The sequence below is a fragment of the Streptococcus sp. HMSC077D04 genome (genome assembly GCF_001808785.1).
Taxonomy (GTDB): domain Bacteria; phylum Bacillota; class Bacilli; order Lactobacillales; family Streptococcaceae; genus Streptococcus; species Streptococcus mitis_BX.
This window is the reverse complement of sequence record NZ_KV794547.1, coordinates 556,113-567,688: the sequence shown is the minus strand read 5'-3', so window position 1 is coordinate 567,688 and position 11,576 is coordinate 556,113. Positions and strand designations below refer to the sequence as shown.

10 protein-coding genes and 3 pseudogenes are annotated in these 11,576 nt (G+C 39.7%); 10 read left to right on the top strand and 3 right to left on the bottom strand.

The window, feature by feature from the left end; genetic code table 11:
• A partial coding sequence (locus tag HMPREF2701_RS09840) for an LPXTG cell wall anchor domain-containing protein (protein WP_148129929.1) occupies window positions 1-231 on the top strand: 231 nt, incomplete at its 5' end.
• A 90-nt stretch (window positions 232-321) separates the two neighbouring features.
• Here HMPREF2701_RS09840 and HMPREF2701_RS09835 read toward each other — a convergent pair.
• Window positions 322-1,395 (bottom strand): DUF2974 domain-containing protein, encoded by a 1,074-nt coding sequence (locus tag HMPREF2701_RS09835; protein ID WP_061589906.1) that lies wholly within the window; start codon window positions 1,393-1,395, stop codon window positions 322-324.
• 156 nt (window positions 1,396-1,551) lie between these two features.
• Here HMPREF2701_RS09835 and HMPREF2701_RS09830 point away from each other — a divergent pair, with 156 nt between their 5' ends.
• From HMPREF2701_RS09830 to HMPREF2701_RS09800, 8 genes and pseudogenes are all read left to right on the top strand, one after another.
• Window positions 1,552-2,229, top strand: coding sequence for a response regulator transcription factor (locus HMPREF2701_RS09830; RefSeq protein ID WP_000548991.1), 678 nt, complete (start codon window positions 1,552-1,554; stop codon window positions 2,227-2,229).
• Window positions 2,222-3,196 carry a HAMP domain-containing histidine kinase gene (locus HMPREF2701_RS09825; RefSeq protein WP_070482903.1) on the top strand — a complete coding sequence of 325 codons (975 nt, stop codon included), beginning with the start codon at window positions 2,222-2,224 and terminating at the stop codon, window positions 3,194-3,196. Before HMPREF2701_RS09830 ends, HMPREF2701_RS09825 begins: the two co-directional genes overlap by 8 nt.
• 798 nt (window positions 3,197-3,994) lie before the next feature.
• Window positions 3,995-5,506, top strand: coding sequence for an ATP-binding cassette domain-containing protein (locus HMPREF2701_RS09820; RefSeq protein WP_061589905.1), 1,512 nt, complete (start codon window positions 3,995-3,997; stop codon window positions 5,504-5,506).
• A gap of 290 nt (window positions 5,507-5,796) precedes the next feature.
• Window positions 5,797-6,207 (top strand): annotated as a pseudogene (locus tag HMPREF2701_RS09815) (DUF389 domain-containing protein); the annotation flags it as partial.
• Window positions 6,206-6,439, top strand: a pseudogene (locus HMPREF2701_RS11135) (TMEM175 family protein); the annotation flags it as partial. The pseudogenes HMPREF2701_RS09815 and HMPREF2701_RS11135, both read left to right, overlap by 2 nt.
• Window positions 6,364-6,705 carry a hypothetical protein gene (locus HMPREF2701_RS09810; protein WP_000397556.1) on the top strand — a complete coding sequence of 114 codons (342 nt, stop codon included), beginning with the start codon at window positions 6,364-6,366 and terminating at the stop codon, window positions 6,703-6,705. The pseudogene HMPREF2701_RS11135 and the gene HMPREF2701_RS09810, both read left to right, overlap by 76 nt.
• 13 nt (window positions 6,706-6,718) lie before the next feature.
• A complete protein-coding gene (locus tag HMPREF2701_RS09805; protein WP_001253404.1) occupies window positions 6,719-7,042 on the top strand; it encodes a potassium channel family protein in 324 nt (107 codons plus the stop codon).
• Window positions 7,039-8,088: a DUF389 domain-containing protein gene (locus tag HMPREF2701_RS09800; protein ID WP_070482900.1), complete on the top strand. Its 1,050-nt coding sequence runs from the start codon at window positions 7,039-7,041 to the stop codon at window positions 8,086-8,088. The genes HMPREF2701_RS09805 and HMPREF2701_RS09800 overlap by 4 nt, the downstream gene beginning before the upstream one ends.
• Before the next feature lie 153 nt (window positions 8,089-8,241).
• Here HMPREF2701_RS09800 and thrS read toward each other — a convergent pair whose 3' ends face one another.
• Window positions 8,242-10,185, bottom strand: a complete 1,944-nt coding sequence (thrS, locus tag HMPREF2701_RS09795; protein WP_070482897.1) for a threonine--tRNA ligase — start codon at window positions 10,183-10,185, stop codon at window positions 8,242-8,244.
• 51 nt (window positions 10,186-10,236) lie between these two features.
• A pseudogene (locus HMPREF2701_RS11650) lies at window positions 10,237-10,430 on the bottom strand (hypothetical protein).
• A gap of 283 nt (window positions 10,431-10,713) precedes the next feature.
• Between HMPREF2701_RS11650 and HMPREF2701_RS09790 the strand changes: the two are divergent.
• Window positions 10,714-11,556 (top strand): metallophosphoesterase family protein, encoded by an 843-nt coding sequence (locus tag HMPREF2701_RS09790; RefSeq protein WP_061589902.1) that lies wholly within the window; start codon window positions 10,714-10,716, stop codon window positions 11,554-11,556.
• Window positions 11,557-11,576: the final 20 nt, after the last annotated feature.

Here is an 11,576-nt window from a genome sequence, read left to right as displayed (position 1 = left end):
CGCTTCGTAGAAACTAAGAAACTTCCAAATGGCGACACAGTTCATGTTTATGAAAAAATCATTCCTTCTGTGAAACCAGAACCTGCGAAACCATCAAAACCAGCTCCAGCTAAACCGGCTAAGGAATTGCCTAATACTGGTACAGAAGATCACTCAAGCCTAGCAGCTCTTGGACTTCTTGGAGTATTGAGCGGATTTGGTCTTGTGGCACGCAAGAAAAAAGAAGACTAATGTTTTAATCATTAAAGATTAAACAAAGGAATTCAATTTCATAAATGAAAACCCAACTAATCAAGTGATTAGTTGGGTTTTTTATGTGGATTATCTATTTTTCCATGCTTGGTAACGGGTATCAATTAATAATTGGGTGAGGCGTCCCATGGTTTCCCTTTCTTCTGGAGTGAGGGATTGAGCTTGGACAAAGAGATGATGAATGTGTTCAAGCGCCTTTAAGGATGACAGGTCATTGATGGAGCTAATCCCAGCATCTAGAATGGTGCCAAAGAAGAGGTCGAAGTAGAGCTGAAGCTCCTCGTCAGGGACTGTTGCCACCCATTCTTTGAAGGTTGTGTCAACTTGTTGACTATCACTGTTGATTTTATCCAGTTGGACGAAGTGTTTGTCCTCAATCTGCCAACTAAAGGTGTCGTGCTGGGCGATACCACCTAAGGCAGTACTGTGCACGATGATTTGGTGGTTAGGGATTTCCATCATCATACCGATAATGGACCCTTGTGGGATAAAGACCTTGGTTCTATCCATTATCCTTTGATAGCCCTCGGTTTGTGTCAGTTCTTTATGGAGACCAGGCGCATCAAAGGTATAAACTGCTGTGATTTGATCCTGCAAACTTTGCTCAATTTGGCTAGCAGCATAGATGGCTAAATTTCCTCCCTTGGAATGCCCAGCCAGAATAACCTTTTGCTTAGGATGGCGGGCAAAAAAGTTCTTTAAATAGCGAAGGGCGTGCTTTTGAGCAGGAATTTCCTTCATATAGGTCAGGTGGAAATCTTCCTTCCAGCCAATGATACTGTCATCTGTCCCACGAAAGACAATCAGATAGGTATCGAGAGTGAGGCGGTAGGTCATAGCCGCAAACTGTTTTTGCAGCTCAGGGTCGATATCATTGATAAAATGGGAGAGTTTGCAATTTTTGAAGCGCTTGTGTTGAGCTAGTTCATCTAATAGCTGGAGGCGGTTTTTACTGGTCAACATGTTAGACTCTCTTGGAATGAGAGGTGCCAAGTCTAAAAGTCGCAGAGGACTTGTGGAGACCAGATTATCAAAGGAGAGATAGGTGATTTCTGTTAAGGCTAGAATGTCTAGCTCATTCAAAGGAAGGTCGTAAAAGGAATCGTGTGCGACATCTTTCAGATAATCAAAAATATTGGCCATTAGAGCTCCTTTCTTTTTTATTTATCTTATCAAATTTCCCTCAAATTAGCTAGTAGGGTTGCCTCATTTTGTTGGCTAAAAACAAGCTCTTTCAAATTCAGTTTCAGACCTTCTAACATGGAAAAATCTGTTATAATAATAGAAAAGGAGGAGCGCATGCACAAGATTTTATTAGTAGAAGATGATCAGGTCATTCGTCAACAGGTCGGGAAAATGCTCTCTGAATGGGGATTTGAAGTGGTTCTGGTAGAAGACTTTATGGAAGTTTTGAGTCTTTTTGTCCAGTCGGAACCTCATCTGGTCCTCATGGATATTGGACTGCCCTTGTTTAATGGCTATCACTGGTGTCAGGAGATTCGCAAGATTTCCAAGGTACCCATCATGTTTCTGTCTTCGAGAGACCAGGCTATGGATATCGTCATGGCAATCAATATGGGGGCGGATGACTTTGTGACCAAGCCTTTTGACCAGCAGGTCCTTCTAGCCAAGGTTCAGGGCTTGTTGCGCCGTTCCTATGAGTTTGGGCGTGACGAGAGTTTACTGGAATATGCTGGTGTTATCCTTAATACCAAATCCATGGATTTACATTATCAAGGGCAAGTCTTGAATTTGACCAAGAATGAATTCCAGATTTTACGAGTATTGTTTGAGCATGCGGGCAATATTGTAGCGCGTGACGATCTCATGCGGGAACTTTGGAATAGTGACTTTTTCATTGATGACAATACCCTATCTGTTAATGTGGCTCGTTTGCGTAAAAAGTTGGAAGAACAGGGCTTGGTAGGATTTATCGAGACCAAGAAAGGGATAGGGTACGGACTGAAGCATGCTTGATTGGAAACAATTTTTTCTAGCCTATCTGCGTTCCCGTAGTCGTCTGTTTGTCTATCTGCTTTCTTTGACGTTTCTGGTTTTGCTCTTTCAGTTTTTATTTGCAAGTTTGGGAATTTATTTTCTCTACTTTTTCCTGCTATGTTGTTTTGTAACCATCTTATTTTTCACTTGGGACATATTGGTGGAAATGCAGGTCTATCGCCAGGAAATTCTCTATGGGGAGAGGGAAGCCAAATCTCCTTTGGAAATAGCTTTAGCAGAAAAATTAGAAGCGCGTGAGATGGAACTCTATCAGCAGAGGTCAGATTCAGAAAGAAAACTGACGGATTTGCTGGATTACTATACCTTGTGGGTCCATCAGGTTAAGACACCCATTGCAGCTAGTCAACTCTTAGTTGCAGAAGTAGCTGACCGCCAACTGAAGCAGCAGCTAGAACAGGAAATTTTCAAGATCGACTCCTATACCAACTTGGTTTTACAGTACCTGCGTTTAGAAAGTTTCCATGATGATTTGGTCTTAAAGCAGGTTCAAATTGAGGACTTGGTCAAAGAAATAATTCGTAAATATGCTCTTTTCTTTATTCAAAAAGGATTAAATGTCAATCTACATGATCTTGATAAAGAAATCGTGACGGATAAAAAGTGGCTGCTAGTGGTTATTGAGCAAATCATCTCAAACAGTCTCAAGTATACCAAGGAAGGTGGTCTGGAGATTTATATGGAGGGACAAGAGCTTTGTATCAAGGATACGGGAATCGGGATAAAAAACAGTGATGTCCTCCGAGTCTTTGAACGTGGCTTCTCAGGATATAATGGACGCCTAACTCAGCAGTCATCTGGACTTGGCCTCTATCTATCTAAGAAAATTTCTGAAGAACTAGGTCACCAGATTCGTATCGAGTCTGAGGTCGGAAAAGGAACGACAGTGCGGATTCAGTTTGCTCAAGTGAACTTAGTCCTTGAGTGAGAAGAGACAATGAGTTTTTACCCAATCTCTTTTTGCTATATTTCAGGATATTTGAAGACTGTTTTTTACAAAACCAATAATAGAATTTTTAATACGGAATATAGTATAAATACTGGTTCAAAGTGAAGTTTTGTATGCTTTATACTTTTGTTGAGTATAAAATCTATAAACTAAGGGTGAATTACAAAAATTAATTTGAGATGAAGTGAATTGTAGACTTGGGGAATGTCTCCTATTCGATTTCAGAATGAATCGTTGATACTGGATTAAAAGAACTGCAGCTTTCTTTTTATTTTGAATGAGATAGGTGTATATAGATTTGTGTAACTGGTGTAGAACTGTTTCCAAAGAATTATTGAATGTATCGAATACACACATTCTATTGATTTTGAACCAGTTTTTAATTTCTAAATGTTGTAATAGTTTTATCAAGTAAAAGGAGACTGCCATGATTGGAGACAATATAAAATTCTTACGAAAATCACATAATCTGATATAACCAGAATTTTCACGGATTGTGGGTGTGTCACGAAATAGCCTAAATCGTTAGAAAAACTGAAAAAGCTTACTTTCAATAGAAGTATTGGAAATATTCATTTTACATCTATCAAAGAAACATGGGATAGACCTATATTTTACAAAATAGCAAATTATATTTTGAATGATAGTAAAAACTGCAGTACTTGTGTGATTTACAATTATTGCACTCAATGTCCGAGTATCGCACTATCTGAAATAGGGAATAGTAGAGATTGTTCTGCGATATGTAAAAAAACGCATTAGCAAGGAGTATCGTATATGCTACCATATCTTAAAACTATTAGATGGTATCTCTTCTTTAATTTTCTTTTTGGTGTAGTATCGAATATCTGCACAGCTTTGTTACCGTATTTCACGCAGGCATTAATCAAAGGGGATTATCAAGTAGCTCTATATGGTTACTCTATGTCAGTGGCAGGCTATTTGAGTTGTAACTATATCCAAATGATACTTGATTGGAAGCAGGGGATTATCTTTTCGACTACTTTGAAAAATGAGTGGTTTCGTTCACTTCTGGGACTCAGTCACCACGATTTCAAGCAGAAAACAGTAGCAGAGTATATTTCCTATCAATCTAATGACCTAGATTCGTTGGAAAAGGATTACCTTCCTCCATTGATGAGTTTTATCAAACAAATTTTACGTATCATCATTTACGCTTTCATTATTAGCAGAACAATTAATCCTATTGTATCACTGATTTTAATCTTTTCCACTGGAATTAGTATTCAAATTCCTAAAATCGTTGGGAAGTTGATCGCTAATCGTAGACAGGTTTACTTGAAAAAACAAGGAGATTACTATCGAACCTTGGAGGATTTGCTCATGGGACATCATTTGGTAAATAAACTAACTATGTCGCATTTTTTGAATCAACAAAAGAGCTCTCTAAAGAATTTGCAGGATAAGTATTTTAAGTATGGTTTGACAAAAATTACAGGCATCTTATTGACAGGTGTTTCTTTTGAATTCATTAGTCTTGTTCTGTTTATTTATTTAGCCTACTCTCTATCTCACCAGCAACTCGGTATTCCTGAGGTGGTGGCGAGTTTCGGATATATTAATGCTTTTTCTGAACCAATACAGGAAATCCTTTATGATTTACAAATGTTAGAGTCCGTAAAGCCTGTAATCAAGAGTTTTCAAAACATTGTTGGGAGACCCGTTTCAGTTCAAGCACCTCAACATTCTTTTGATACGATTACTTTGAAAAACATTTCCAAACAACTGGGAGAATCAAAATTGATAATTACTTCCGCTACGATTCAAAAAGGGGATAAAATTGCGCTTATTGGTAAGAATGGGTCTGGAAAAAGTAGTCTTCTCAACATTTTAAATGGAACAGATGAAGATTTTGAAGGACAAATTGTGCTAGATGGGCTTGTTTTGGACCATCTTTGGGGAAGATTCGGTATGATTCTGCAACAAGAACATACATTTATTTCGAGTTATGAAAATAATGTAACGCTATTCAATAGTTTCAATGAAAAATTCAGAGAAGAAGATTTTGAAAAAATTCCACCACAATCCCTGTCAGGTGGTCAGCAACAACGAATGTATTTAAATCGTGAGAAAAATCGTAAAAATCCATTGCTTATCCTAGACGAACCTTTCTCTGCCTTGGATACTAATCAGTTTAAAATGGAATTGGAAAGAGTTCTGGAACTACCAAGTGCCGTCATTGTTACTTTACATCGCCAAAACGAATTATTAAGTAAGTTTGACCAAGTTTGGGAAATTAAGAATGGAGAACTTGTAATTTTGAAATAGCTAAATTATAAAGAATAAAACGCATAGTATCAAGGTTCAGGAGATACCGGTTTTTCTTTTTCTAATAAGGAAACAAAAATTTCTTGCTGCATCTATCTATTCAATTGAGAGATTTCTTCAGAGAAAAACTGTAAAATTTTTGATATAATATGGAGGATGGACTGACGGATACTTAAAAGATAATTCTCAAAAGAATAACAGATGAGAAGAAAAATATGTAAGACGGGACAGAAGTCTCTCTACCATCATCCATGCAGAAACAAGATTATATGAAATAAAAGGAGTAACCAATGAACGGAAATTATTCAACACGTGAATACCGTGAAAAATTATACGATGATCTTCATGTTAGATCGAGAGATACAGCGATTTTGATGTGTGCGATTTTTATTGCCTCTATCGGCCTAAATGTGAATTCAACAGCTGTCATTATTGGAGCCATGCTGATTTCCCCTCTTATGACACCGATTGTTGGACTAGGATTAGGTTTAGCTATTTTTGACACTCGTTTAGTCAAGCAAGCTCTAGGGGTTTTACTTACTCAAGTATTGGTCAGTTTACTTGTATCGACTCTGTATTTCTGGATTACTCCCTTGTCTTATGCAAGTAGCGAGTTGATCGCACGAACCTCTCCAACCATTTGGGATGTTCTCATTGCTATTGCTGGTGGGATTGCTGGTGTGATCGGTTCAAGGAAAAGAGTTAGAAAAACCAACAACACCAAGTCTTGAAGCTTTTTGGGATTTACGGCAAAATTTCTTTGCTTGTTTTCTTTCCTTTTTCTGGTTGGGATCGTTATGGATGGCACTAAACACATTATGGGAAAAGGTTGAGAAAATTTCCTCAGAAATTATTTGGTGGAATTTGTTTCTACTCTTGGAGCGGCAGGAGTTCTCTTTGGAGAATTTCATGCCATCCAAGATACCAGTCTGAATGATGTGGTGGACCGGATCTATATAAATGTCAAGGATTTACCGTTTCAGTCCTTGGGAGCTTTAGCTAATATCCTGTCTGATGTTAAGAAGGGACTGATTCAAGACAGTCATATCTGGTCTTTCTTCCAGTCATTTTTCAAACAATATCAGTTGATAATCAGCTTAAATCAGATCTATCAGTTTGTCTATCTTTCTCTGATGGAGATCATGTCCTATCTTCACTTTGATTATTGGAAAAAACGGCTCGGTCAGGAGCTAGTATGAATAAGGAGAACAAATGAGACGTTTAAAAATGTTATGGCATATTATACAGGTTACGGGTTTTACTCGGTTTGCTCTGAGTTTTGTGACCTTTGTTTTTGGGTCAGGAGGCGTGCTTTTCCTAGTTGAACCTGCTATCACAAATTACGGAGACGGTCTTTGGTATGCTTTTGTGACTTCGACGACTGTCGGCTACGGGGATCTCCTAGCTGTGACCTTGATTGGAAGGATTACCAGTGTCTTCTTGACGATTTATGGGCTCATATTTTTTGGCTGTTTATCAGCTGTTATTATTAATTATTATACCGATTTAAATAAGGAAAGAGGAGAGGACAAATGACTGCCAATTATTCAACACGGGAATACCGTGAGAAATTATACGATGACCTTCATGTTCGATTGAGAGATACAGCGATTTTGATGTGTGCAATTTTTATTGCCTCTATCGGTCTAAATATGAATTCAACAGCTGTTATTATTGGAGCCATGTTAATTTCACCTCTCATGACACCGATTGTTGGACTGGGATTCGGTTTAGCTATTTTTGATACGCGTTTAATCAAGCAATCTCTAGAGGTTTTATTGACTCAAGTGTTGGTCAGTTTGCTTGTCTCGACTCTGTATTTCTGGATTTCTCCCTTGTCTTATGCAAGTAGCGAGTTGATCGCACGAACCTCTCCAACCATTTGGGATGTTCTCATTGCTATTGCTGGTGGGATTGTTGGTGTGATCGGTTCAAGGAAAAAAGAAGCAAACAATATCGTGCCAGGAGTAGCCATTGCTACAGCTTTGATGCCGCCTATCTGTACTGCTGGCTATGGTTTAGCTAATGGGAATGTACGATTTTTATTGGGGGCTCTCTATCTTTTCTTGATCAACTGTGTCTTTATCATGCTAGCCAACATTGTTGGAACAAGAATTTTGATGAGAAAATCTCCTTTAACTTCATTTAAAGAGCTGAGCATTAAAATGAGAATTGGCTTGATTTCTTTGATTGTATTGTTGATTCTTCCAGCTAGCTATTCGGCAGTTACTCTGACAATAGAACAAGCGCGCAAAGAAGGGATCAAACAGTTTGTAGGAAAAGAGTTCGCCAATTATACGGTTATTAATCAAGTCTACAAGTCAAGTAACAATGAATTGGTCTTGACGGTTGTTGGAGATCCGATTTCAGAAGAAGAATTAGAAACACTCCACCAAAAACAAGCCTCTTACGGTATTCAATCTGTTCAATTGAAAGTGAATCAAGTTCAGAACTCGCCAACATTAGATAGTGAAGCGACCAAGGAATTTTATGAAACCATTAACAAGTATATCGATCAAAAACTCTCTGAAAAGGATTCACAAAAAGATCTCGTAAAAGAAAATGAAGCAGATAAGGATTGAGGATATTGACCTTATCTAACTAATGAAAGCAAATCTTGTGTGGTGGTTTGACCAATCACTACTAGCTCAGATTAAATAAAATATAAAAAGCAACAGCTGAAATAGTTGTTGCTTTTTCTGGCTCTGAAAAATGTTTCTCAGACTGTGATTGTTTTATTTCTCAACGCGTGATTTGTTGGCGATATCAGCTAGGATAGCTTGAACAAAATCATCTACTGAGACAGTTTGTGTTTCTTTTTGGCCGTAGCGACGAACGTTGACTGTTCCGTCTTCCATTTCCTTGTCCCCAACGATCAATTGGTAAGGAATCTTGCTTGTTTGTGAAGCACGAATCTTGAACTGCATTTTTTCATTGCGCTCATCTACATCGGCACGAACTCCACGGTCACGGAGTTTCTTGGCCACTTCCCAAGCGTAGTCTACGTGTTTTTCGTTAGATACTGGGATGAGGGTTACTTGGTGTGGTGCAAGCCATGTTGGGAAGGCACCCTTGTAGTTCTCAATCAAGATAGCAGTGAAGCGTTCCATAGTTGAGATAACCCCACGGTGGATCATAACTGGACGGTGTTCTTCACCATCAGCTCCGATGTATTTGAGGTCGAAACGTTCTGGAAGCAAGAAGTCAAGCTGGATAGTTGAGAGTGTTTCTTCTTTTCCAAGGGCTGTCTTAACTTGGATATCCAATTTTGGTCCGTAGAAGGCTGCTTCACCCTCAGCTTCAAAGTAGTCAACACCCATTTCATCAAGGGCTGCACGAAGCATAGTTTGGGCATTTTCCCACATCTCATCGTTATCAAAGTACTTATGAGTATCTTGAGGGTCACGAAGAGAGAGACGGAAGCGGTATTCAGTCAAGTTGAAGTCTTCATAAACATCGATAATCAACTGAAGGGCGCGTTGGAATTCTTCTTGGATTTGTTCTGGAGTCACAAAGAGGTGACCGTCGTTAAGCGACATCTCACGCACGCGTTGAAGACCAGTCAGGGCACCAGATTTTTCATAACGGTGCATCATACCGATTTCAGCGATACGGATTGGCAATTCACGGTATGAGTGAACATGGTGTTTAAAGACTTGGATGTGGTGTGGGCAGTTCATTGGACGAAGGACAAATTCTTCCCCGTCACCCATGTCCATAGTTGGGAACATGTCTTCTTGGTAATGATCCCAGTGACCAGAAGTCTTGTAAAGTTCAACAGAAGCAAGTGGTGGAGTGTAGACGTGTTGGTAGCCAGAAGCTAGCTCTTTGTCTACGATGTAGCGTTCCAACTCACGACGAATAGTCGCACCATTTGGCAACCAGAATGGCAAACCTTGACCAACCTCTTGAGAAATCATGAAGAGATCAAGCTCTTTACCGAGTTTACGGTGGTCGCGTTCCTTAGCTTCTTCACGCATTTGAAGGTAGTTTTTCAAGTCTTTCTTGTCAAACCAAGCTGTACCGTAGATACGTTGCATCATAGCGTTGTCGCTATTTCCACGCCAGTAAGCACCTGCTACATGGAGAAGGTGGAAAATTTGGATGCGGCCTGTTGATGGGACGTGAGGGCCACGGCAGAGGTCTACATACTCACCTTGACGATAGATAGTCAAACCACCTTCGTCTTCTGAGTGTTCTTCAATCAATTCCAACTTGTAAGGGTCGTTCTTGAAGATTTCACGTGCCTCGTCTTTAGTAACTTCTTCACGGATTGATGGGAAGTTTTCTTTGACAATTTTTTGCATTTCTTCTTCGATACGAGGAAGGTCTTCGTTAGAGATTTGACCAGCTTGGTTGTCTGTATCGTAGTAGAAGCCGTCTTCGATGGCTGGACCAACTCCCAAGTGAATGTCTGGGAAAAGACGACGAGCTGCTTGGGCGAACAAGTGAGCAGCTGAGTGACGCAAGATTGGAAGGGCATCTTCGTGATCAGGTGTCACAATTTCGATGCTTCCATCTTCAGTGATAGCACGAGTAGTGTCGATGAGTTTGCCGTTGAATTTACCAGCCAAGGCCTTTTTAGCTAGGGAATTGCTGATAGATTGGGCAATTTCAAAAGTTGTAACGCCAGATTCGAATTCACGAACAGCGCCATCTGGGAAAGTAATGTTAATCATGATGTTCTCCTTATATTGGTTATCCATTATTTCTAAAGCAGAAGTGTTTCCCTATTTCGCAGTCTTAAATAAAGAAAAACAAAAAGCGACATCCTTGAAAGGACGTCGCAACGTGGTTCCACCTTCATTTATGTTCCTCAAAAAAGAGGGACACCTCTGATTGGCTCTAACGTGGCCACCGTTTTATGTTTTCATAAAAAACTCAAGAGTAGTATCAGTTTAGGCTTTCTATGCGTTTCCAGCAACCACGCACTCTCTAGTAGAAAGGGACTAAGTGACTTGTCTCTATGGATTATTATAGCATGATTGTGAAAATTTTCAAGATATTTGTAGATTTTTTTGAATTTTCTTCATTGAAAAGTGCTTGCTATGCTTTGTTAGGAGTAATGTGAAATCATCTTTTTGATAAGTCTTTACCTTGATAAAAGTAGTGTTCTGGATTTAGTAAGAGTGGGTTAAAGGTAACTATTATACAGTATTTTTTGTTATAATATTAAAAAGATATATAAGAGGAAATGAGGAGAAAGAATGACAAAAATAGCTCTTCTTTCAGATATTCATGGAAATACCACCGCCTTGGAGGCTGTTTTGGCAGATGCTCGGCAGCTAGGAGTGGATGAATACTGGCTTCTGGGAGACATTCTCATGCCAGGGACAGGGCGTAGAAGGATTTTGGACTTGTTGGCTGATCTACCGATTACGGCTAGAGTTTTGGGAAACTGGGAAGACAGTCTGTGGTATGGTGTTCGCAAGGAATTGGATAGTACTCGTCCCAGCCAACGCTATCTCTTGCGCCAGTGCCAGTATGTTTTAGAGGAAATTTCCCTAGAAGAAATCGAACTGCTCCACAATCAACCTCTCCAGCTCCATCGTCAGTTTGGGGGGTTGACGGTAGGAATTAGCCATCATCTTCCTGATAAGAACTGGGGGCGAGAGTTGATTCATACTGGAGCGCAAGAGGGTTTTGACCGTTTGGTGACCAATCCGCCTTGTGATATCGCTGTTTATGGTCATATTCACCAGCAGTTGCTTCGTTACGGGACTGGTGGGCAATTGATTGTCAATCCGGGTTCAATTGGCCAGCCTTTCTTTCTAGATGCCCAGTTGCGGAAGGACTTGCGGGCCCAGTATATGATTTTGGAGTTTGATGACAAGGGCTTGGTAGATATGGACTTCCGACGGGTAGACTACGATGTGGTAGCTGAATTGCAGTTGGCTAAAGACCTCAAACTTCCCTATTTTGAGGTTTACTATGAAAGTCTGGTCAATGGTATCCACCATACTCACAATCAGGAATTTTTGAGAGAATTGGCCCATAAAGAGGGCTACGATAGGGAGTTAGATGCCTGGTTGAAAAGTGGTAACGATTGACATTACAACAAAAAAGGGTA

Excerpts from the sequence above, each read along its gene's own strand:
- HMPREF2701_RS09835 (WP_061589906.1), bottom strand. The coding sequence starts at position 1,395 with ATGGCCAATATTTTTGATTATCTGAAAGATGTCGCACACGATTCCTTT.
- HMPREF2701_RS09830 (WP_000548991.1), top strand. The coding sequence starts at position 1,552 with ATGCACAAGATTTTATTAGTAGAAGATGATCAGGTCATTCGTCAACAG.
- HMPREF2701_RS09825 (WP_070482903.1), top strand. The coding sequence starts at position 2,222 with ATGCTTGATTGGAAACAATTTTTTCTAGCCTATCTGCGTTCCCGTAGT.
- HMPREF2701_RS09820 (WP_061589905.1), top strand. The coding sequence starts at position 3,995 with ATGCTACCATATCTTAAAACTATTAGATGGTATCTCTTCTTTAATTTT.
- HMPREF2701_RS09805 (WP_001253404.1), top strand. The coding sequence starts at position 6,719 with ATGAGACGTTTAAAAATGTTATGGCATATTATACAGGTTACGGGTTTT.
- HMPREF2701_RS09800 (WP_070482900.1), top strand. The coding sequence starts at position 7,039 with ATGACTGCCAATTATTCAACACGGGAATACCGTGAGAAATTATACGAT.
- thrS (WP_070482897.1), bottom strand. The coding sequence starts at position 10,185 with ATGATTAACATTACTTTCCCAGATGGCGCTGTTCGTGAATTCGAATCT.
- HMPREF2701_RS09790 (WP_061589902.1), top strand. The coding sequence starts at position 10,714 with ATGACAAAAATAGCTCTTCTTTCAGATATTCATGGAAATACCACCGCC.